This window comes from Hydrogenophaga sp., from assembly GCF_014773545.1.
Taxonomy (GTDB): Bacteria; Pseudomonadota; Gammaproteobacteria; order Burkholderiales; family Burkholderiaceae_C; genus Hydrogenophaga.
In genome coordinates this window covers 50273-71502 of sequence record NZ_SDDV01000006.1, presented here as the reverse complement: position 1 = coordinate 71502, position 21230 = coordinate 50273, and the positions used below count along the sequence as shown (strand labels likewise).

The 21230-nt window shown below is 64.5% G+C and carries 19 protein-coding genes and 1 tRNA gene; 8 read left to right on the top strand and 12 right to left on the bottom strand.

Annotated elements, in window-relative coordinates; genetic code table 11:
- The first annotated feature begins 48 nt into the window (after positions 1-48).
- Positions 49-123: transfer RNA gene (locus EST26_RS06195), tRNA-Arg, on the top strand.
- Positions 124-145: 22 nt separating this feature from the next.
- Here the strand turns inward: EST26_RS06195 and EST26_RS06190 are convergent.
- The 6 genes from EST26_RS06190 to EST26_RS06165 form a co-directional block, all read right to left on the bottom strand.
- The gene (locus tag EST26_RS06190; RefSeq protein ID WP_291066219.1) at positions 146-673 is read right to left on the bottom strand and encodes a shikimate kinase; all 528 of its coding nucleotides are present in this window, start codon (positions 671-673) and stop codon (positions 146-148) included.
- Between the two features lie 535 nt (positions 674-1208).
- Positions 1209-3308, bottom strand: coding sequence for a type IV pilus secretin PilQ (locus EST26_RS06185; RefSeq protein ID WP_291066401.1), 2100 nt, complete (start codon positions 3306-3308; stop codon positions 1209-1211).
- A gap of 71 nt (positions 3309-3379) precedes the next feature.
- Entirely contained in the window at positions 3380-3931 is a 552-nt protein-coding gene (locus EST26_RS06180) for a pilus assembly protein PilP (protein ID WP_291066217.1), read from the bottom strand.
- The gene (locus EST26_RS06175; protein ID WP_291066399.1) at positions 3931-4587 is read right to left on the bottom strand and encodes a type 4a pilus biogenesis protein PilO; all 657 of its coding nucleotides are present in this window, start codon (positions 4585-4587) and stop codon (positions 3931-3933) included. The genes EST26_RS06180 and EST26_RS06175 overlap by 1 nt, the downstream gene beginning before the upstream one ends.
- A gap of 53 nt (positions 4588-4640) precedes the next feature.
- Complete coding sequence (locus EST26_RS06170) at positions 4641-5255, bottom strand: PilN domain-containing protein (protein ID WP_291066215.1); 615 nt, start codon at positions 5253-5255, stop codon at positions 4641-4643.
- Positions 5252-6319: a pilus assembly protein PilM gene (locus EST26_RS06165; protein WP_291066397.1), complete on the bottom strand. Its 1068-nt coding sequence runs from the start codon at positions 6317-6319 to the stop codon at positions 5252-5254. Before EST26_RS06165 ends, EST26_RS06170 begins: the two co-directional genes overlap by 4 nt.
- A 279-nt stretch (positions 6320-6598) precedes the next feature.
- Here EST26_RS06165 and EST26_RS06160 point away from each other — a divergent pair, with 279 nt between their 5' ends.
- The gene (locus EST26_RS06160) at positions 6599-8998 is read left to right on the top strand and encodes a penicillin-binding protein 1A (RefSeq protein ID WP_291066213.1); all 2400 of its coding nucleotides are present in this window, start codon (positions 6599-6601) and stop codon (positions 8996-8998) included.
- An 88-nt stretch (positions 8999-9086) separates the two neighbouring features.
- Here EST26_RS06160 and cyaY read toward each other — a convergent pair whose 3' ends face one another.
- Entirely contained in the window at positions 9087-9422 is a 336-nt protein-coding gene (cyaY, locus tag EST26_RS06155) for an iron donor protein CyaY (RefSeq protein ID WP_291066211.1), read from the bottom strand.
- 12 nt (positions 9423-9434) lie between these two features.
- Here cyaY and EST26_RS10460 point away from each other — a divergent pair, with 12 nt between their 5' ends.
- Complete coding sequence (locus EST26_RS10460) at positions 9435-9641, top strand: lipoprotein (RefSeq protein WP_366474444.1); 207 nt, start codon at positions 9435-9437, stop codon at positions 9639-9641.
- Between the two features lie 80 nt (positions 9642-9721).
- The gene (gene lysA / locus EST26_RS06150; RefSeq protein ID WP_291066209.1) at positions 9722-11023 is read left to right on the top strand and encodes a diaminopimelate decarboxylase; all 1302 of its coding nucleotides are present in this window, start codon (positions 9722-9724) and stop codon (positions 11021-11023) included.
- Positions 11024-11184: 161 nt separating this feature from the next.
- Here lysA and ccsB read toward each other — a convergent pair whose 3' ends face one another.
- Both ccsB and EST26_RS06140 read right to left on the bottom strand, forming a co-directional pair.
- Positions 11185-12546, bottom strand: a complete 1362-nt coding sequence (gene ccsB / locus EST26_RS06145) for a c-type cytochrome biogenesis protein CcsB (protein ID WP_291066207.1) — start codon at positions 12544-12546, stop codon at positions 11185-11187.
- A gap of 45 nt (positions 12547-12591) precedes the next feature.
- Positions 12592-14754, bottom strand: coding sequence for a cytochrome c biogenesis protein ResB (locus EST26_RS06140; RefSeq protein WP_291066205.1), 2163 nt, complete (start codon positions 14752-14754; stop codon positions 12592-12594).
- Between the two features lie 313 nt (positions 14755-15067).
- Here EST26_RS06140 and EST26_RS06135 point away from each other — a divergent pair, with 313 nt between their 5' ends.
- From EST26_RS06135 to lpxA, 3 genes are read left to right on the top strand one after another with little or no spacing between them, the layout of a single operon-like run.
- Entirely contained in the window at positions 15068-16021 is a 954-nt protein-coding gene (locus EST26_RS06135) for a Gfo/Idh/MocA family oxidoreductase (protein WP_291066203.1), read from the top strand.
- Positions 16018-17118: a DegT/DnrJ/EryC1/StrS family aminotransferase gene (locus tag EST26_RS06130; protein WP_291066200.1), complete on the top strand. Its 1101-nt coding sequence runs from the start codon at positions 16018-16020 to the stop codon at positions 17116-17118. The genes EST26_RS06135 and EST26_RS06130 overlap by 4 nt, the downstream gene beginning before the upstream one ends.
- Entirely contained in the window at positions 17115-17882 is a 768-nt protein-coding gene (gene lpxA / locus EST26_RS06125; protein WP_291066198.1) for an acyl-ACP--UDP-N-acetylglucosamine O-acyltransferase, read from the top strand. The genes EST26_RS06130 and lpxA overlap by 4 nt, the downstream gene beginning before the upstream one ends.
- 33 nt (positions 17883-17915) lie before the next feature.
- On the opposite strand, the gene EST26_RS06120 is transcribed toward lpxA, so the two are convergent.
- The gene (locus EST26_RS06120; protein WP_291066196.1) at positions 17916-18533 is read right to left on the bottom strand and encodes a c-type cytochrome; all 618 of its coding nucleotides are present in this window, start codon (positions 18531-18533) and stop codon (positions 17916-17918) included.
- 105 nt (positions 18534-18638) lie between these two features.
- Here EST26_RS06120 and yihA point away from each other — a divergent pair, with 105 nt between their 5' ends.
- A complete protein-coding gene (gene yihA, locus EST26_RS06115) occupies positions 18639-19367 on the top strand; it encodes a ribosome biogenesis GTP-binding protein YihA/YsxC (protein ID WP_291066195.1) in 729 nt (242 codons plus the stop codon).
- A 17-nt stretch (positions 19368-19384) separates the two neighbouring features.
- Here yihA and EST26_RS06110 read toward each other — a convergent pair whose 3' ends face one another.
- Together EST26_RS06110 and EST26_RS06105 are read right to left on the bottom strand one after the other, a co-directional pair.
- Positions 19385-20314 (bottom strand): lipid A biosynthesis acyltransferase, encoded by a 930-nt coding sequence (locus tag EST26_RS06110; protein WP_291066194.1) that lies wholly within the window; start codon positions 20312-20314, stop codon positions 19385-19387.
- Positions 20315-20335: 21 nt separating this feature from the next.
- Positions 20336-21217: a lysophospholipid acyltransferase family protein gene (locus EST26_RS06105; RefSeq protein WP_291066192.1), complete on the bottom strand. Its 882-nt coding sequence runs from the start codon at positions 21215-21217 to the stop codon at positions 20336-20338.
- Between the last annotated feature and the right edge of the window lie 13 nt (positions 21218-21230).

Here is a 21230-nt window from a genome sequence, read left to right as displayed (position 1 = left end):
TGGGTTCCACCTGTCCCAGGGTCGCCCCTTACAATCCGCACAGCCCGCGCCGCCATAGTTCAATGGACAGAACGAGCGCCTCCTAAGCGCTAGATACAGGTTCGATTCCTGTTGGTGGCGCCACCGACAAAAATCCCGGCCAAGCTCAGCTCGCGGGGTCGCTGCCAGCGGCCAGCTCGAGCTGCATCAGAATCAGGTTGACCAGTGTGGCCACCGACGGCCGGCCGGTCTCGACCACGACATGCGCCGTCTCGCGGTACAGCGGGTCGCGCAGCGCAAACAACGCTTGCAAGCGCTGCAAGGGGTCATCCACCTGCAGCAGGGGTCGGATGCGGTCGTTGCGCAGACGGTGAAACAACTCCTGCGCACTGGTGTGCAAATAAACCACCTGCGTGCGCTGGCGCAGGCGCTGGCGGTTCAGCGGCCGCAACACCGAGCCGCCGCCGGTTGACAGCACGGCAGTCGGCCCCTGCGTCAATTCATCGAGCAGCTCTTGCTCGATGTCCCGAAACCGCGCCTCACCCTCGCGCTCGAAAAACGCGCGAATCGAGCAGCCCAGGCGCTGCTCGATCACCTGGTCTGAGTCGGTGAACGGCAGCGCCAGCCGCCGGGCAAGCTGCCGCCCGACGGTGGACTTGCCCGAACCGGGCATGCCGATGAGGGAGATGGTCAAGCTGCATCCCGTCGATCAGGTCATGGGTTGTTTGCTATCGTCAACCTCATACTGGCAGTATTTGCGGCGGCATCGATGACTGTAATGGTGACATTGCGGTCTGCGTCGACTCTCAAATTTCCAGTGGTATGCACAATCACCGTTCTGTTGGCCGCGGACTGATACTGACATTCATCGTTGTTTGTCCGCGCGCTGCATCCGTCACCGTCAGCAGCACAGGGATGCCGCTATCCCGTAGTGGTCTGATCGTCATCCTATTGCCAGAGATTGAAACGTCTAGCTCGTCGGGAAAGGTCAAAGAGACCGTGAAAGGCCGGGCTTCACCTATGATCTGAACATGGGCCTCCATACCCATTGGAATCGTAATGCTCTCTGGGGACACGCGCAGGGGCGGAACTGCTACACCCGGACTGCCGCCGCCTCCGCCGCAAGCGGCCAGGGCAAGAGCCAATCCTGACACCAGGCTCCAACGATAATTGAACTTCATTGTTGTCAATCTCCATCAAAAAAGGGTGGCCGCAGACGTGCAATCTTATCAGCGCAGCATGCCGCGGTCGGCGATCACCCGTGGCGTGATGAACACCAGCAACTCAGATCTGTTGGAAGTGGTGCTGCGGTTCCTGAACAAATGGCCCAGCACGGGAATCTCACCCAGCACCGGCACCCGGGTCACGTCTTCGGTTTCGGTCAGCTCAAAAATACCGCCAATCACCACCGTGCCGCCGTTTTCCACCAGCACCTGGGTTTGAATCCGCTTGGTATTGATGGCAATGCCGGCGGGGGTGGTTTCGCCGCGGCTGTCTTTGTTGACGTTGACGTCCAGGATGATGCTGCCTTCCGGGGTGATTTGTGGCGTGACTTCGAGCTTGAGGACCGCTTTGCGAAAGGCGATCGCGGTTGCACCGCCGGCGGTGGCGGTTTGATACGGGAATTCGGTGCCCTGCTCGATCACGGCCTTGACCTGATCGGTGGTGACCAGGCGCGGGCTGGAGACGATTTTGCCACGCCCGTCGGCTTCCAGCGCCGACAGTTCCAGGTTCAAGAACCTGTTCGCCGCAGAACTGAACAGGGACACCGCCAGCGCGGCGGGTGTGAAGCCCCCGGCACCGATGGACGGCAGGTTGACGAACGATGTGTTGATGGTGTCGAGCACGGTGGCGGTTTCCCGAGTGGTGGCCGAGACGGCGTTGTAGCTGCCGCCAAAGGCGATCCGGTTGCCGCCGCCCACCGAATAGCCGGCGTCGCCGCCGCGTATGCCGCGCAGGTCGCTGCCGCCCAGGCGCACCCCGAGCGAGCGGCCAAAGCGGTCGTCGGCCTCGACGATGCGCGCTTCGATCAGCACCTGGCGCACCGGTATGTCAAGCCGGGCGATGAGTTGCTGCACCTGCTCGAGCCGGGACGCAATGTCGGTCACGAACAACTGGTTGGTGCGCGGCTCGGCCATGACGCTGCCGCGCTCAGACAAAATGCCGCGCGCGCCGGCGGCACCGGCCGCGCCCGCCGCAGCGGCGCCGCCCTGGGTGGCGCTGATGTGCTTGGCCACATCAGCCGCCTTGGCAAAGTTCAACTGGAAACCCTGCGTGCGCACGGCTTCCAGGCTTTGCGCCGACGCCTGCGCTTCGAGCTCTTGCTGTTCACGCGCGGCAATCTCATCCTTGGGCGCTATCCACAGCACGTTGCCGCTGCGGCGTTTGTCCAGGCCCTTGGCCTGCAAGATGATGCTCAGCGCCTGATCCCAGGGCACGTCTTGCAGCCGCAAGGTGAGCGAACCGGTGACCGAGTCGGACGTGACGACGTTGAAGTTGGTGAAGTCGGCGATCACCTGCAGCAGCGCGCGCACTTCGATGTTCTGGAAATTGAGCGAGAGTTTTTCTCCGGTATAGCCCGGCCCCGGAGTCAGCCGGCTTGGGTCGACCACGCGTTCGCGCACTTCGAGCACGAACTGGCGGTCACTCTGGTAGGCCGAGTGCTCCCAGTTGCCGCTCGGGCTCACCACCATGCGTACGCGGTCGCCGATTTGGGTGGTGGATATGGTTTGCACCGGGGTACCGAAATCACTCACGTCCATGCGCCGGCGCAGGCCTTCGGGCAGCGAGGTTTGCAAAAACTCGACCACCAGGTTCTGGCCCTGCTGGTTGATGTCGACGCCGACTTGGTCATTGGCTAGGTCAACCACCACGCGGCCGACGTTGCCGCTGCCGCGGCGAAAGTCTATGTCGCGCAGCGCAACCCTATCGCGGTTGCGGTTCTCGGCAAAAACCGACTTGGCGGCGGGCGCCGCAGCCACGGCTTCGGTGCGATCGAGCACGACAATGAGAGCCCTGCCGTCGATTCGGGCTTGGTAGGTGGCGGGCTGCTTGAGGTTGATCACCACGCGCGTGCGCTCGCCCGCCTGCACCACGTGGGCCGAGCGCAGATTGCCCTGGTTGAGTTCGATGGCAGCGCGGCCTACCGCACTGCCCAGACCGGGGAAGTCAAGCGCGATGCGCGCTGGCGACTGGATGCTAAAACCCACCGGCAAGGCCGTCAGCGCTTCGGTGGTCTCGATCCGCAACACCTCCACCCCGCCCTGCACCGTGCCGGTGACAGACAGGATGGCGTTTTGCGCCAGCGCCCACACCGAGCTGAGTGCCATGGCGGCAAAAAAGCCGGCTTTGCACAGGGCAGACCCCCAGGTGCGGCGCTGCCGGGTCGGGTTGGGCTTGGTCATTTGCTCGCTTCCTCTTGTAGTTGCAGCACCGCCGGGCGCTCGATCCATTCGCCTGCCCCGTCTTGCACGATCTCGCGCAGCGTGACTTCCGATTCGGTGATGCGGGTCACGCGCCCGAAGTTTTGTCCCAGATAGTTGCCGGGGCGAACCTGATACAGCAGTTGGTTCACCTTGACCAAGGCCACCAACTGACCCTGGCGCTCGATGCTGCCGACCATCGCCATGGTGTCGAGCGGAAACGCCTCCAGCGGCTGCTTGCGGCGCGCCAGTTCGGGCTCGATCAGGGCCGCATTGGGAAGCGCCGCGATGGGGCTGCCGCGCATGGCGGCGGCCAGCCTCTCGCTGCTGAACGGGTCTAGCAGTTCGGTGCCCGCATAGGCCTGCGGCGTAAAGCGGCTGGGTTCTGGAATCGGCTGCACGCGCGGCTCAATGGCGTTGCGCTCGGCCTGCATCCAGACCTGGAGTTCATCTTGAGCGGGCCCGGTGCAGCCGGCCAGCCAGACCAGCGAGCCGACGCAGACCAGCCAGAGGTGGAAACGGGGTGGCATCACCTGGCGCCCCCTTGGGGTGACTTTTGCTGTTGTGCTATCTCTTCCGGGTCGAGGTAGCGGAAGGTTTTGACGGTACCGTCCAGCGTCAGCATACCGTCGCGGTCCCTGATCGGGGTGAGTGAAATATCGTTCAAGGTGACGATGCGCGAGAGATGGGCGATATCGGCGGCAAAACGACCGATGTCGTGATAGCTGCCGCTGACGCGCAAGGCGATCGGCAACTCGGCGTAATACGCTTGCACCGTCACCTGGCCGGGGCGAAACAGCTCGAACTGCAGGCTGCGCCCCAGGCCGGCCTGGTTGATGTCGGACAGCAAGGCGTCCATCTCGGCTCTGCTTGGCAACTGGCGTTCGAGCTGGGCGACGTGCTGGCGCACCTGTGTGAGCTGTTTGTTGAGCGCTTCCAGGTTGACCGCCTGCACCAGCTTGCCGCGGTAGTCTTGGCGCAACTGCAGTTCGCGCGCCTGTTCGGCCGCCAGGGTCAGTTCGGAGTTTCTCAGCCAGGCGAACCACAAGCCCACGATCACGGCCAGACACACCGCCACGCACAGCAAATGGCGCGGCAGGTCCGGCCACTGGGACGGGTCGTTTGGGTCCAGCCCGCTGAACTGGGTTTTGACTTGCTCCTGGATTTGCCTCAAATCCAGCTTCATCGGGGGCAGCTTGGGCAGCTTGGTCAGCTTGGGCATGGTGCGTGCCGTCTCGTTCAGACTTTGCCGGGCGCGACCGGCGCCGCTGCGCCAGCCGGCGCGGGAGCGGCGGCGGGATGAACCAGCGTGACCCGGATGGTGAAATTCGAGACCCGCCGCTGTTCACGGGCTGAGAGCGCGACGTTGGCAGCGACGATCTCGACCAGATCGGGTCGACTCAGCCAGGGACTGTGGTTGGCCAGGTTGCGCAGCAATTCGGAAACCCGTTCCTGCGATTGCGCCACGCCCGTCAGCAACACCACTCGATTCTCTTCCCTGATGCCGCTGAGGTAGACGCCATCTGGCAATTGAGCCACCAACTCGGACAGCAGGTGCACCGGCAGATTGCGATCGCCCTGCAGATTTTCCACCGCACTCTGGCGCGCGCGCAGCGCGGAAATTTCCTGTTGTAAACCGGCGATGTCTTTGATTTCGAGGTCGAGCTTGGCTATTTCGGTCTGCAAAAAAGCGTTGCGCCCTTGTTGCGCGGCAATTTCACGCTGGTACCAGGTGAAGACGGCGCCGCAAATGACGCCGCCAAGCAAGGCAAACAAGCCGAGCTGGGTAAAAAACTGGTCTTTTTGCCGCTTGCGGGCCGCTTCCCGGTGCGGCAACAGGTTGATCAAAATCATGGGTGATACCTGCGCAAAGCCAGGCCGGTCGATGTGAGGTAGGCGGGCGCTTCGCGCGCGGACTTGCGCGCCTGCACGGTCGCTGTCATTTCCATGGCATGGAACGGGTTGACCACCATACAGGCAAACGACGTCTGGCGCGTGATGGCTTCGCTCAGACCGGGCAAAGCCGCACTGCCGCCGGCGAGCAAAATGTGGTCTACCTTGTGGTGCGGCGTGCTGGTGAAGAAAAATTGCAACGCGCGACCGACTTCCTGCGCCAGGCTCTCGACGAAGGGCCCGAGCACCGTGGCCACGTAGTCTTCAGGCAGTTCGCCCGAACGCTTCTTGACCTCGGCCTCTTCCAATGAAAAACCGTAGCGCCGCACGATCAACTGGGTGAGCTGCTGACCTCCGAAAGCCTGGTCGCGTTCATACAGCACGTCGTCGTTGCGCATGATCTGCATGCTGGTGGTCAGCGCCCCGACTTCGAGCAATGCCACCACTGAATCGATACCCCGGTTCGGCAGGGTTTCGATCACGCGGCCAACTGCCAGCCGCGCGGCGTAGGGCTCGACGTCCATCACCACCGCCTTCAGACCGGCCGCTTCGGCCAGACCTTGCCGGTCCGATACCTTTTCCTTGCGTGCAGCGGCAATCAGCACCTCGATGTCGCCCGCTGAACTGGAGCAAGGCCCCAGCACGAAAAAATCCAGGCTGACTTCGTCGAGCGAGAACGGGATGTACTGATTGGCTTCGGACTCGACCTGTACTTGCAGCTCTTTGTCAGGCAGTCCGCCCGGCAGAATGATCTTTTTGGTGATCACCGCCGCCGCCGGCAGCGCCAGCGCGGCGTTTTTGGTCTTGCTGCCGCTTTTGCGCACCGCGCGGCGCACCGCCTCGGCCACATCGTCGAATTTTTCTATGTTGCCGTCGATGATGCAGCCCTGCTCCAGGGGCTCGATGGCGCAGCGCTCCAGCGCCAGAGCGCCGGCCCGGTTGCGACCGAGCTCGACCAGTTTGACACCCGACGTGCTGACGTCAATGCCAAGCAGCGGCGCCGGCTCCCGGCTGAAGAAGGACATCAATGTAGACAAGACGACCCCAGAACAATGTGGTGCAAGCAGGCTCCAGACCTAAGAACCGTTTTCGATGTTAGCAGCAAGCCCCTGGTGCAGAAAGATTTAATGCCCGGCAATCGACGCAAAGCGTTGCCAAAAGCAGACGAAAGAGGATGAACTAGTTGTACTGTTATCGACCCCAACCCGCGCTCATGTAGCGCAACGCACAATGGCCGCACGCTGCGCCGTCGTGCTGCAGCGTGAATAATGCAACATCCGGCCCTGTCACAGCGATTGACCTGCATGTCCAACGACCAGCCCACATCAACGTCCAACCCCGCTGCAACCCGCCGCACACCGCTGCGCCGCGCGACCCAACTGGCTGCGGCAGCCGCTGCACTGCTGACCACCGCAGGCATCAGCCTGTTGCTGGCGCTGGGTATTGCCTGGACGCTGGCATACCAGAAACTACCCGACGTAGCCGATCTGCTCGACTACAGGCCGGCGCTGCCCTTGCGCGTGTTCACTGCTGATGGCCAGCTGATCGGTGAATTTGGCGCGGAGCGGCGCAAACTGGTGCCGATCGCAGAAATCCCGCAGGTCATGATAGATGCCGTGCTGTCGATCGAGGACGTGCGTTTTTTTGAACACCACGGCGTGGACTTCCGCGGCCTGCTGCGCGCCGCGCTGGCCAACCTGGGACAGGCGCGCAGCCAGGGTGCATCGACCATCACCATGCAGGTGGCGCGCAACATCTACCTGACTTCGGAGAGAACCTACACGCGAAAATTCTACGAGCTGCTGCTGACCTTGAAACTCGAGCGGATGCTGACCAAGGAGCAAATTCTCGAGATCTACATGAACCAGATTTTTCTCGGCCAGCGCGCCCATGGCTTCGCCGCTGCGGCGCAGATTTACTTTGGCACGCCGCTGGCTGATGTGACGCTGGCACAAGCCGCCATGCTGGCGGGCCTGCCCAAAGCGCCTTCCGCTTTCAACCCCATCAGCAACCCCAGACGCGCACGGATTCGGCAGTTGCACATCATCGACCGCATGCTGGAAAACGGTTTTATCACCCAGGCGCAGGCCGAGCAGGCCCGGACCGAAGAACTGCAACTTCGCCCGCCGCGCAGTCAACCCCTGATGGGCGCCGAGCACGTGGCTGAAATGGTGCGCCAGGCCATGCTGGCCCAGTACGGCGAGGAAACCTATACCCGCGGCCTGGTGGTCACCACCACCTTGTTGGCCAGCGATCAGCAGGCCGCCTACCGCGCCTTGCGCGACGGCGTGCTGAACTTCGAGCGGCGCCAGATATACCGCGGCCCAGAGCTGTTCATCGACCTGCCAGCCGACCCGGCGGCGCGCGATGATGCGATCGATGCCGTGCTCGACGCCCGGCCGGACAACGGCGACCTGCTCTCGGCCGTGGTGCTGCAAGCAGAGCCGCGCCGCGTGCTGGCGGTGCGCCGAGATGGAGTGCCGTTCGAGATCACGGGCGAGGGCTTGCGTCCAGCCCAGTCTGGCCTGTCCGAGCGCGCCGGGCCGAACGTCAAAATCCGCCCAGGAGCGGTGATTCGGGTCTTGCAAACCGGCCCCATGCGCTGGCGCATCACCCAGTTGCCACAGGTTGAAGCGGCGCTGGTGGCGCTCGATCCGCACACCGGAGCGATCCGGGCGCTGGTGGGCGGCTTCGATTTCGGCACCAGCAAATTCAACCGCGTGACCGACGCCTGGCGCCAGCCGGGATCGGCCTTCAAGCCCTTCATTTACTCGGCGGCACTGGAAAAGGGCGTGATGCCAGCCACCGTGGTCAACGACGCACCCTTGTTCTTCAGCGCCAGGCAGACCGGCAGCCAACCCTGGCAGCCGAAAAACTTCGACAACCGCTTTGATGGGCCGATGTCGGTGCGGCGCGCGTTGGCGCAGTCGAAAAACATGACCTCGATCCGGGTGCTAGAGGCGGTTGGCACACAAAGCGCTCAGGACTGGGTGACGCGCTTTGGTTTCGATGCCGCCAGGCACCCCCCGTTTCTGACCATGGCACTGGGCGCCGGCTCGGTTACCCCGTTACAAATGGCCAGCGGCTACGCCGTTTTTGCCAACGGTGGCTACCGGGTCACGCCGCACCTGATCACCCGAGTGACCGAGTACCGGGGCCGGGTGTTGTTTGAAGCGCCGGCGCCGGCCGCACCGGCGCCGCGCGTGATCGATGAGCGCAATGCCTTCGTCATGGGCAGCTTGCTGCAGGAAATCACCCGCTCGGGCACAGCGGCACGGGCGCAGGCCACGCTCAAGCGGCCCGACCTGTACGGCAAGACCGGCACCACCAACGACGCCATCGACGCCTGGTTTATCGGCTACCAGCCCAGCGTGGTGGCTGCGGTCTGGGTGGGTTTCGACACGCCGCGCAACCTGGGCAGCCGCGAAACCGGCGGCGGGCTGAGCCTGCCGATCTGGATGTCCTTCATGGCGCACGCCCTGCAAAACGTAGCGGTGGTCAGTCCCAGCCCACCTGCAGGGGTGATTCAGGTCGGCGGCGAGTGGTATTTCGAGGAATACGGCCCCGGCCATGGGGTGCACGGCCTGGGCCTGAACGACCCCTGGCCGGGCGCTCCGGCGGTCAACTCCTTGCCCGGCGAGGACGCGCCAGCGGCAGCGGAGCCGATCGACCGCAGCGGCATCCTCGATTTGTTCAGGAACTAAAGGGCACTTCTATAAATCCGTGAAACCTCCGTTCGGGCTGAGCCCTTCGACCAGCTCAGGACAGGCCAGGCTCAGGGCGAACGGGTAGTTATAGAAGCGCCCTAAAGCGCAAGGGCATGGCGGCTTGCTCGCTGGCGCATTGCGACAAGCGATCAAAAAACTCGCCCTGGCCCTTGGTGTCGATCCAGGCCGCGCCGTCAAACCGGTAGTGAAAGCCACCGACACGCGCTGCCAGCCAGACCTCGTGCAAGGGCTTTTGCAGGTTGATGACGATTTGGCTGCCATTGGAAAAGCCCAGCGTGACCATGCCGCCGACGCGCTGGTTGTCGATGTCGGCGTCTGAACTTTCGTTGATGCAGTCGCAGCAGCGCTCCACCGCCCGCAGCAGCGCCTCGGCCTGGTCCAAGTATTCGATGTCGGTCATTACAATTCGTCCATGAAAGAAGTTCGGCAAATTGTAGGAGACGCAACCCGGACCCGGCGCCTGCCGCGCTTGTCCGCCCTGCTGTGCACTGGGTTGCTGCTGCTTGGCTGTGGCCAGCGTGGCCCGCTTTTTTTGCCGGCTCCGGCCGTCACCGCCACACCCGCTGGCGCTGCGGCCCCCGCGACCCCGAATGCCCCAGTGGCTGCACCCGTGCCTTGATCTCTTGCCCCCTTTGCCCTTTTGAGCCAGCGCAGCGCCGTCTTGCGCCCGGCTGACGACTCATCCAACCAAAGTCCTGCATGTCCCTCTCCAGCCTTGCCGCCACGCCCGGTCTGCCCCCTTTTTTCACTTATCAGGCGGGACAACTCACGGTCGAGGATGTGCCACTGCAAACACTGGCGCGCCAGCACGGCACGCCGCTGTTCGTCTACAGCAAGGCGGCGCTGCTGGCCGCCTTGGCGGCCTACCAGCGCGGGCTGGCGGGCCGGCAATACCAGATTTGCTACGCCATGAAGGCCAACCCGACCCTGGCGATCGTGCAAACGCTGGTGCAAGCCGGCTGCGGCCTGGACATCGTCTCGGGCGGCGAGCTCGAGCGCGCCCTGGCGGTCGGCGCCGATCCGGCCAAGGTGGTTTTTTCCGGTGTGGGCAAAACCCGCACCGAGATGCGGCGCGCGCTCGACGTGGGCATTGACTGCTTCAACGTCGAGAGCCGCGCCGAGATCGACGTGCTCAATCAAGTGGCGCTGGAGATGGGCCTGCGCGCACCGGTCAGCCTGCGCGTCAACCCGAACGTGGACCCCCAAACCCACCCCTACATTTCCACCGGGCTGAAGCACAATAAATTTGGCATTGCGCAAGCGCAGGTGCTGGCCAGCTACCGCCACGCCAGCGCCTGCGCCGGTTTGCGGGTGCTGGGCATAGACTGCCACATCGGCTCGCAAATCACCCAGGTCGAGCCCTATTTGGACGCCCTGGAGCGCGTGCTCGACCTGATCGAGCTGATCGAAGCGGCCGGCATCCCCTTGCCGCAGATCAATTTTGGCGGCGGCCTGGGCATCGCCTACCACGACGAGACGCCGCCGGCGGCCGACGAGCTGTGGCAGCGCCTGCTGCAACGCATGGACGCGCGCGGCCACGGCGGGCGCAAGATTTTGGTCGAACCTGGCCGCTCGCTAGTGGGCAACGCCGGCGTATGCGTGACCGAGGTGCTGTATGAAAAACCTGGCGACCCGAAAAACTTCCTGATCGTTGACGCGGCCATGAACGACCTGCCGCGTCCGGCGCTGTATCAAGCGTTTCACCAAATCGTCGCGCTTGCGCCGCGCGAACAGGCGCCGAGCAACTGGGAAGTGGTCGGGCCGGTGTGCGAAAGCGGCGACTGGCTGGGCCGCGAGCGCACGCTGGCAGCACAAACCGGAGACTGGCTGGCGGTACTCTCCGCCGGCGCCTACTGCACGAGCATGGCGAGCAACTACAACACGCGCGGGCGGGCGGCCGAGGTGCTGGTCGACGGCGCGTGCGCCACGCTGATTCGAGCGCGCGAAACCGCCGCCGACCAGTTGCGCCTGGAGTCGCTGCTGCCCAGCGCTCAGGGATAATCGGGGTCAGGATAATCGGGGGATAATCGGGGTCAGATTCCAATTATCGCAAGCCGAACAAGCGCCAGCGCAGCGAGTTGCGCAATTGCCGCGTTCGAAGGGGGAGCGCCGGTGCAGCAGTGGGGGCGCCCTGAAAACCCCTGATCGCCTGGACACCGCGCTCAAAGCTCGCCATAGCTGTGCAGACCGCCAAGGAACATGTTGACACCGATGAAGGCAAAAGTGGTGATGGCCAGGCCCACCAGCGCCCACCAGGCCGCCACGGTGCCGCGCAACCCCTTCATCAGCCGCATGTGCAGCCAGGCGGCGTAATTGAGCCAGACGATCAGCGCCCAGGTTTCTTTCGGGTCCCAGCTCCAGTAGCCCCCCCAGGCCTCGGCGGCCCAGAGCGCGCCCAGCACGGTGGCGACGGTGAAGAAGGCAAAGCCAATCGCAATCGCCTTGTACATCAGGTCATCCATCACCTCCAGGCTGGGCAGTCGCTGGGCAATGCGGCGCCTGCCCAACAAGATGCCGGTCACGACCAGCGCTGCGATGCCAAAGTAGACAAACCAGAAGCTGCCGCCGGCGTGCTGCGGCTGGCGAAACACAATCGGCTCAAACGCCAACACCACGCCCAGCAGCCCCAGGGGGGCGAGTTTGTACCAGCGGGTCTCGCCCGCGCTTTGCTTGATCAGGTAGGCAAACGCCACCATGGCGGCAATGGCAAAGGTGCCATAGCCGACAAAATTGGCCGGCACGTGCACCTTCATCCACCAACTCTGCAAGGCCGGCACCAACGGCTGGATTTCGTGCGCCTCGCGCGTCAGCGTGTACCAGAGCAAAAAACCAACGGCAGCGCTGACCACCAGCAGGGCAAAAGCCCCGAGCGAGCGGGTTTTGTACTTGTCTTCGTAGTAGAGGTAAAACAGCGCCGTCATCCAGCAAAACAGCACGAACACCTCGTACAGGTTGCTGACCGGTATGTGACCGATGTCGGGCCCGATCTGGTGGCTCTCGTACCAGCGCACCAGGCTGCCGACCAGCGCCAGACTGACCGCCACCCAGGCCAGGCGCGAGCCCAGCAGCTCGAAGGTCTGGCCCGCGCGCGTGAGCAGACCGACCCAGTAAAACGCCGTGCTCATGAAAAACAGCAGACTCATCCACAAAATGGCCGACTGACTGGAGATGAAATACTTGAGCAAGAAGGTCTGGTCGGCGCGCGCCAGATCGGCCCCGGCGGGCGTCTGATAGAGCCAGATCGCCAGCAGCGCCAGCGCCCCCACCCCCAGCGTCAGCGCGCGCAGCGGCCGCCAGAACCAACCGAGCCCGATCAGCGCCGGCAGCGCGCCCAGCAAAATCGCCGTTTCATAAACGTCCATTGCCTGGCCGTAGCGCACAAAAGCCAGCGCGCCTGCGGCCAGCGTCAGCAGCGCAAACAGCCAGTCCCAGCGGTCGCGGCGTTGCCAGTAGCCCGGCTCCAGGCCGCTGCCAGCGCCGCTGCGCTTGAGTTTTATGGTTTGGCTGGCGCTGGAGGCGTTCATGAAAGCACCTGTGAGTAAAGCAAAGGCTTGCGTTGGGACTGGCGCTCAGCCGCCGATGGTGTCAGCCGCCGATCGGTGGAGCAACTGGCTTTTCAGCAGTTCAAACTCCTGGTCAGACTCCATGGTCTTGCGATTCGTCGACAAAGCCAGGCTGGCCTGTGCGCCCTGCTCGCCACGGGGGGCCAGCCAAACCCAGACGCGACGCTCGCGCACGTAGAGCATGGCAAAAATGCCGATGATCAGCAACAAGCAACCCAGATAAACGATGTTTTGACCCGGCGCACGCGCGAGCTGGAATACGCTGGCCTGCACGTGCTCGAAATCCTTGAGCTGCAAGGCCACAGGCGCATGGTAAAAAAAGCTGTCGCTCAGGCTGATGACGGCCGCCGCCATGAAGCGCTGGGTGAACTCGCTGCGCGGCAGTGCAGGCAAGGCGGCACGCTCGCGGCTGAGTTGCATCAATTCGTACAGCGTGCCGTGCAACACCTGCACCAATACGGCGCCGGCGCGTTCGCGTTCGGACGCGGGCACGTTGGCCTCCAAAAAAACCGACAGCGCCGGCAGGCCGCCGCGCACCGGCTGCGGTTGACCGTCGGCGCGCGGCCAGCTCGTGTTGACCTGCTCGGCACCGGCAAACAGACCGAGGGTGCGCGCCGCCGAAGCCCGCAAGGCCGCCGCCATCTGCGGGCCGCCGCTTTGCCCGGCCACAGCGACGAAACGCTGCACGGCCTGCTCACGCAGCGCCGCATCGGCCAGCGCGACGCGCAGGCGCACAAAGTCGTCCAGACTGTCTTGCGCGTCGGCCGGGATGCGCAGGTAGCGAAATTCTTCGGCGCTCGCATCGCGCACGCCGAACATGAACAAGCGCAAACCGTCGACCTCCATCGGCAGCATGTAGTTGTGAAATTCCTGCGCCTGACCGGCGGCGTCGCGCAGCTTGTAGGTGATGCTCGGTCCGACGTTGCGCAAATGGCGCTCGGTCACGGTTTTGTTGCCGGCGCCCAGGCGGCTCTCGATCGCGCGGCGCAGGTCAGTCGGTGCCGGAGCGGCCAGCGCTGCGCCATCGATCGCCGCCAGGTTTTCCACGTTGAGGACGCGCAAGTCGGTGAATTCGAGGGTGAAGCGCTCGCTGCCGAGACCGATTTCGGCGCTGCCACCGATCACGCCCGCGACCTCGAACGGCGCCCGCGCGCCAGACAGCGGCAGCGCCTGCAACTTGACGCGCGAGCCGCCGTCGCTGAAGCTGGACTGGTAGATGGTGATGCCGCGGTGGCTGACCGGGTGGTTGACTTCGACCCGGGCGCTTCTTTTGGCACCACTGTCGTGATCGTGAATCACGATGTCGCTGGCGAACAGCTTGGGTTGTCCGCTGGCGTGGTACTCGACGATGAATTTTTTCAGCTCGATAGAAAACGGCAACTCTTGCAGCAGCACGCCGTCGGGCCGCACCAGAATGGCGGTGTCGGCGCCAGCGCCTTCGGTCACCAGCAGATTGCCCCGGAAGGTCGGGTTGCTGGCCGAAATGCGGTGCTGGGCCGGCACGTTGGCGATCAGGCCGCTGCCGGCATACACCTGCTTGCCGTTGAACCAGGTCTGTGCCCGCACCATCAGGTCGCCGTCGAGCAGGGCGCCGACGCAAATCAGCACAATGGCGCTGTGTGCGGCCAGATAGCCGATCTTGTTGGCCCGGCCTTTTTTGGCCGCCACCATCCAGCCGGTGCCTTGCGGGCCGGGGCGCGACTGCAACTTGACCCTCCAGCCCGAACGCAGCAGGGTTTGACCCATGCGCTGCGCGGCCTGCTCCGGCGCTTCGTTCAACGCCGCTTCGGCCCGATTCGCAAAGGCGCGCAGGCTTTGCTCGCGCATGTTTTCTTTGTAAGCCCTGAAGTCGGCAAAAATTTTGGGCGTCTGACGCGCAATGCACAAACTGGTACTGGCAACCAAAAAGGCCAGGATCAGGATGAACCACCAGGCGCTGTAGACCGAAAACAGGTGGGCGCTGGCGAACACCTCGGCCCAGAACGGCCCGAACTTATTGACGTAATTGTTCAGCGGCTCGTGCTGCTTGACCACGGTGCCAATCACCGAGGCGATGCAGATCACCGCCAGCAAGGAAATGGCAAACCGCATCGATGAGAGCAACTCGACCCAGTTGCCCAAAATGCGCGAACCGGTGCGCAGTTGCAGACCTTGGGTCGATGCGCTCATGGAAAAAGTGGGGGGGGAAAGATGGGGGCTGACCGAAAAAAACAGCACGCTGCCTGACGGACAAGGCAGCGTGCGCATTATGCGCCTGCCGCCCACATGTGCGCGAACGCAGCGCAAAGACCCGGCCCGCCGATGCAATACCGCCATAATTGGGGCGCTGCACAAGCTGCTGCGGCGCTCAGCCGCACAAGCATCGCCATGTTTCAATCCGCACCCGGACTGGCCGGGCGAAACAACACGGAAGAGCTTGCGCTCATCCTGCGTTAGATTATTCCCCCTGAAGGGGTGGGTTTCCAACCGGAGTTTGTTTTCGATGAAAAATCTGCGCGCCGCCGTCATCGGCGTGGGCCACCTGGGCCGCTTTCATGCCCAGAAATACGCCGCCATTGAGGGCGTCGAGCTGGTCGGCGTGGCCGATGCCGACCCTGGGCGTGCCGCCGCAGTGGCAGCCGAACTGGCTGTGGCCTGCGTGAGCGACTATCGCATGCTGCTGGGCCAGATCGATCTGGTTTCGGTGGCGGTGCCGACCGAGCGGCATTTCGAGGTGGTGCAAGACTGCCTGGCGGCCGGCGTGCACGTGCTGGTCGAAAAACCAATCACCCAGACCGTAGCGCAGGCCGACGCCCTGATCCAACTGGCCGAGCGCCAGCAGCGGCTGTTGCAGGTCGGCCACCTGGAGCGCTTCAACCCGGCCTGGCTGGCGCTGCGCGCGCGCATTCAAAAACCGATCTTCATCGAGGCGCACCGACTGGCACCCTTTAAGCCGCGCGGCACCGACGTCAGCGTGGTGCTCGACCTGATGATCCACGACCTCGATCTGATTTTGTCGGTGATCAACAGCCCGGTGCGCGAGCTGCGCGCCAGCGGCGTGCCGGTATTGACCGATGGCATCGACATCGGAAACGCCCGCATCGAGTTTGACAACGGCTGCGTGGCCAACCTGAGCGCCAGCCGTGTCAGCACCAGCACGCTGCGCAAGATGCGCCTGTTCCAGAAAGACGAATACCTCTCGATCGACTTTGGCACGCGCCAACTGAGCGCGGTGCGCCGCCACCCGGACCCGCAGCAGCCGCTGGCAAGCGAGGCCATCGAGGTGCCGCCCGGCGACGCGCTGCACAGCGAGATCAGCGCCTTTGTGGCGGCGGTGCGCCAGCAGACAGCGGCGGTGGTGGACGGCGTGGCCGGACGGCGTGCACTGGCGCTGGCGCTCGAACTCGGCCGTCAAATGCAGCAACCCCAGCAACGCACGAAAGACCTGCGCGCATGAACATCCCCATGGTAGACCTCAAGGCAGAATACGAACTGCTCCAGGACGAACTGAACCCGGTGCTGCTGGCCGCACTCGCTGCCACCCAGTACATCGGCGGGCCCAACGTGCGTGCCTTCGAGCAAGAAGTCGCGGCCTACTGCGGCAGCCGGCACGCCATTGCCTGCGCCTCGGGCACCGACGCCTTGTTGCTGGCGCTGCGCGCCTGCGGCATACAGGCCGGCGACGAAGTCATCACCACGGCGTTCACCTTCTTGGCCAGCGCTTCGACCATTTCGCTGTGCGGCGCCCGGCCGGTATTCGTCGACATCGACCCGCTAAGCTACAACCTGGACCCGGCACAGGTTGCCGCCGCCATCGGGCCGCGCACCCGCGCCATCGTGCCGGTGCACCTGTACGGCCAGCCGGCACGGCTGGAGCCGCTGGCGGCGCTGTGCCGCCAGCACGGCCTGCACCTGATCGAAGACGCCGCCCAGTCTTTCGGCGCCGACTACGGCGGCAAAAAATCAGGCGCCTACGGTGACTTGGGCTGCTTCTCGTTCTACCCCAGCAAAAACCTGGGCGCTTTCGGCGACGGCGGCATGGTGGTGACCGACGACGACCGCCTGGCCGCGCAGGTGCGCGTGCTCGCCAGCCACGGCAGCCGCGTGCGCTACCACCACGAGGTGCTGGGCTACAACAGCCGGCTCGACGAACTGCAAGCCGTCGTTTTGCGCGTCAAGCTCAAGCGCATCGACGAATTCAACCGGCTGCGCCGGTGCGTTGCGCACGCCTACAACGCGCGTTTTGCCGGCAGCGGCATCGTCACCCCGCACGAAGACGGCCACGGTCGACACGTGTTTCACCAATACACCGTGCAAAGCGAGCGACGCGACGCGATCGCCGCCGCGCTCACCGGCGCCGGCGTCGGCAATGCCATTTATTACCCGATTGCGCTGCACCGGCAAGAACTGTACGGCCAGCAATACGCTGCTCTGGAGCTTCCGGTGACCGAGCGCATGGTGCAAAAAGTCATTTCGCTACCCATCTCCCCCTTGCTCAAACCAAACCAGATCGACCACATTGCCGACCTGGTGCTGGCGGCCCACCACGCATGAGCATCCACCACACCGCCCTGATCGACGACAGCGCCCGCATCGGCCAGGGCGTCAGCGTGGGCCCCTACGCGGTGATCGAAGCCCAGACCGAAATCGGCGACGGCTGCCAGATCGCCAGCCACGCCGTCGTCAAGCGCTACACCCGGCTCGGGCGCAACAACCACCTGGCCGAGCACGTGGTGTTGGGTGGCGAACCACAGGACTTCAAATTTCAGCCCTGCGAAAGCTGGGTTGAAATCGGCGATGACAACCGCTTGCGCGAGGGTGTGACGGTACACCGCAGCAACCACGCCGGCGGCGTCACCCGCGTCGGCAGCGGCTGTTTTCTCATGGCCTACAGCCACGTTGCGCACGACTGCACGCTGGCCGACCGGGTGGTGCTGGCCAACGGCGCGCTGCTGGGCGGCCATGTCGAGATCGGCGAGCGCGCCTTCATCTCGGGCGCGGTCACGCTGCACCAGTTCTGCCGTGTCGGCCCGCTGGCGCTGGTGGCCGCCAGCGCCCGCGTCAGCCAAGACTGTCTGCCCTTTGCCATCACCGACGGCAACCCGGGCCGCGCGCGCGCTCTCAATGTGGTCGGGCTGCGCCGCGCCGGCTGGGCGGCCAGCGAGATGGCGGCGTTGAAACGAGCGTTCCAGGCTCTGCGCTCGCTGCGCGAGCTGGCGTCTATTCTGGACGAGTTGCAAGCCCAAAACAGCCCGGCGGTGCAGCAACTGGCGGCCTTCATCCGCACATCGCGGCGCGGTTTTGCGCACTTTCGCTGAACCGGGGCTGGGGCGCCGCCCGGACTGCGTGCTTTAACGCAAACCAGCGATGTAGTCCGACACGGCGCGGATTTCGCGGTCGTTCATGCGTGCGGCCACGCCCGCCATCATGGGACTGTTCTTGCGCGTGCCGTCCCGAAACGCCTTCATCTGGCTGATGGTGTACTCGGCATGCTGGCCGGCCAGACGCGGGAACTGAGCCGGAATGCCGGCACCACCAGGGCCATGGCAGGCCGCGCAGGAAGCGATGCGGCGATCGGCAATGCCGCCGCGGAAGATGCGCTTGCCCAGTTGCACGCTTTCTATGTCCGCTTGCGCGTAACCCGGCGTCTTGGTCTGAGCTGCCAGCCAGAAAGAAATGTCGCGCTTATCGGCGTCGGACAGCGCGGCGGCAAAACCTCTCATGATCGCGCTCTCGCGCTTGCCCGACTTATAGTCTTGCAACTGCTTGATCAGATATTCTGGGTGCTGCTGCGCCAGGCTCGGATTGGCCGGCATGGTCGAATTGCCGTTCACTCCGTGGCAGACCATGCACATTTGGTTGTACAGTGCCGCACCCCGGGTCAGATCGGGAACGACTTGCTGGGCCTGAACGCTGAGCGACAAGGCTGCAGCGGCAGCGACACAAAGAAGTGAGGCAGACAATTTCATGGCGGATCTGGTGCCGATGGCGACGGGTTCGGGTTGATGGGCTGCTGGTTCGTGGGATTTTGGCCCAACCGATTTTACAATGTCCCACCACCTCAGCGAATTTCCATGCACATATCCACTACGCCAGCCTCCCCACCCACGCTGGAACGCACAGACGGCAGCCCTGTGCGCGAGCACATCAAGGCCGCGCACGGCTGGTTGCACACCGCCCGTTTTCTCACCAGCGCACCGCAACTGGAACACCTGCCCGCGCTGACGCTGCCCGAAATTGCCTTCGTCGGTCGCTCCAACGCCGGCAAGTCGACCTGCATCAACACGCTGACACAACAAAAGAGGCTGGCCTTTGCCTCCAAGACGCCGGGTCGCACGCAAAGCATCAACCTGTTTGAACTGGGCAAGCACGGCGTCACCGACGCCGTGCTTGCCGACCTGCCGGGCTACGGCTACGCAGCGGTGCCGCGCGAAGCCAAGCTGCGCTGGCAGCGCGTGATGGGCAACTACTTGCTGACGCGCGAAAACCTCACCGGCGTGGTGCTGCTGTGTGACCCGCGCCTGGGCCTGACCGAGTTGGACGAAATTTTGCTCGACGTGATTCGGCCTCGGGTGCAAGCAGGCCTGCATCTGCTGCTGCTGCTGACCAAGGCCGACAAACTCAACCGCGCTGAAGCGGCCAAGGCGCTGTCGATTGCGCGCCTGCAGTGCGGCGGCGGCCAGGCGCTGCTGTTTTCGGCGCTGAAAAAACAAGGCCTGGACGAAGTCGCCCTGCTGCTGCGGCACTGGACGCAGGGCCAAGAGCCCGCGCCCGAGGCCGCTGCCGCTGAAGGTATTTTTTGAATTGCCAGAACTGCCCTTCATAGGCCGGTGGGGTACAGCGGCGGCTCACCCGGCGGCCGCGTCTTAAAGCGCCGGTGTACCCAGTAGTACTGCTCGGGCATGGTCAGAATCATGTGTTCGAGCCGCTGATTCATCAAAGCGGTGTCGGCCTGCACGTCAACGCCGGGGTAGTCACTCCAGGCCGGCAGCACCTGCACCTCGTAGCCCTGCGGCGTCAGGCGGCTGATGACGGGCACCACCTTGGCCGAAGTCAGCCGTGCCAGCCGCGCCAAGGTCGGCACGGTGGCCGCCGGAATGCCAAAAAAGGGCACGAACACCGACCCCTGTCGCCCCATGTCCATATCGGGCAGGATGTAGAGCGCAGCACCCGCGCGCAAGGCCTGCACCGCGCCACGCAGGCCTTGGCGGCGCTCAATCAATTGCCCTTGGCCAAAGCGCAGGCGACCCGCCCGAAGCCAGCGATCGACCGCCGCGTTGCGCTGGCGGGTGTAGACGCTGGCAAACGGCCGCTGCACCCCCAGCGCCAGCGCGCTGCCGCCAGCGTCCATACCCAGGAAGTGCGGGGCAAAAATCAGCGTCGGCGCGCTGCCTTGCAACTCGTGCAGCGCCCCCACCAGGTGCAGGCGCGAGCGCACAGTGGCTTCGTCGGCACCCCAGAGCCAGCCGCGATCGAGCCAGGCCTGGGCATACAACACGAAGTGCCGCCGCACAGCCAGCCGCACCTGCTGCGCGCTCTGGTGCGGAAAACACAAGGCCCAGTTGGCGCGCGCGATGCGCCGGCGCCGCCGCACCAGAACGTGCAGCACCCGCCCGAGCAGCCAACCGATGCCGCGCACCCAAGTCAAGGGCAGCCGCGCCATCAGGCGCATGAAACCCAGCCCGAACCGGTTGCCACAGCGCCGCAGCCAAGGCAGCACAGCGTGTTGATACAAGCTTTTTAACGACATGCGCAACCAGCGGGCAGGCGCTCAGTCATGCCCCGGCACCGCTGCGTGTGCCGGCGCCGGCGGCGCGGGTTGCTTGAAGCGGTGGTAAGACCACAGGTATTGCTGCGGGCATTCTCGCACCAGCGCTTCCATGGCCTGGTTGATTTGCCGCGCCGCTGCTTGCGCATCCAGCGCCAGCGCCGCGCCGCCGCCCGCAAGAAATGGCCGCACGTGCACCAGATAGCCGCGCCCCCAGCGCAAGCGCTCGCCCCAGATCAGCAGCAGTTGCGCACCGCTGCTGTGCGCCAGCCGGGCCGGCAAGGTCACGGTATAGGCCGGACGGCCGTGGAATGCGGCCCAGACGCCCTGCCCCTGCGGCGGCACCTGGTCAGGCAGCAAGATCACCGCTTGCGCGGCCTTGAGTGCGCGGATCAACTGCCGCACACCGGCCAGCGTGGTCGGCACGGTGTGCAGACCCGGACGGTTGCGCGCGCTGCGCATGATCTCGCGCAGCCAGGGCTGCTGCGCCGGGCGGTACAAGCCGGTCAGCGGCAAGCGATCTCCAAAGCGCGCCGCCAGCGCCTGCCCGGCGACCTCGAAACAACCCAGATGCGGCGTCAGAAACAACACGCCGCGGCCGTGCGCCAGCGCGGCTTCGATGTGGGCCGCGCCTTCCCAACCCACTTGCACCGGCCGCCCCAGCCACAGGCGCGGCAACTCGGCCGCCATCTTGCCGGCCTCGCCCACCGCAGCCAGCGCCAGCCAACGCGACTGCCCGGCCTGCCGGGCATGGCTCAAGAGGCGCTGGCGGTAGCGGCGCGAGAGCAGAAAACTGGCCCAGCCGAGCACCATGCCACCCGCATGCAGCAGCGGCAACGGCAGCTTGCTCAAGACAATGAAGAGGAGACGAAAAAAAAAGTCCACGAACCGATCAGGG